Origin of the sequence: Mesorhizobium sp. M8A.F.Ca.ET.202.01.1.1 (assembly GCF_004791595.1) — a bacterium.
Lineage (GTDB): Bacteria > Pseudomonadota > Alphaproteobacteria > Rhizobiales > Rhizobiaceae > Mesorhizobium.
Genome location: NZ_SRUN01000090.1, coordinates 1 through 404 on the forward strand (window position 1 = coordinate 1; position 404 = coordinate 404).

Below are 404 nucleotides of genomic sequence, written 5' to 3' on the forward strand. Positions count from 1 at the left end.
GGGAGAACCTGAGTGATTCAACGCGCATCGCAGCGCGGCAGCTTGATGAGGGCCCGATCCACCGACACCATCATGGCCAGCGGCCTGAGGCCGCACAAAAACAGGCCGAACACATGAATGAACCTGACCGCTTCAGTATTGCCATTGTCAGAATCTTCTTGCTCAACGGGGGCCGTCCACACATGAATCACAAAACAGCCTAAACCGGAATCCCCTCAGATTCAGTCAAAACCTGAACTGCTCTAGCGGCGGGGCTTGACGGCATGAGCCGTGCGGACGCGGCAGGATCGGCGGGATGGACCGCCAGACCTTGCGAGACTGGGCACACCGGTTCAACGAAGCCGGGCCGCATGAGATTCTGGATTCGTGGTCGGAAGGCACACATAACGGCTTTTGTCAAAGCA

At 57.9% G+C, this 404-nt stretch carries 1 protein-coding gene and 1 pseudogene; both read left to right on the forward strand.

Features of this window, described 5'->3' with window-relative positions; all coding sequences use genetic code 11:
* Nucleotides 1-203: hypothetical protein (locus EN845_RS35865; RefSeq protein ID WP_210235529.1), on the forward strand; the 203-nt coding region annotated here is incomplete at its 5' end.
* Between the two features lie 36 nt (nt 204-239).
* Nucleotides 240-404: pseudogene (locus EN845_RS36545) on the forward strand (helix-turn-helix domain-containing protein); the annotation flags it as partial.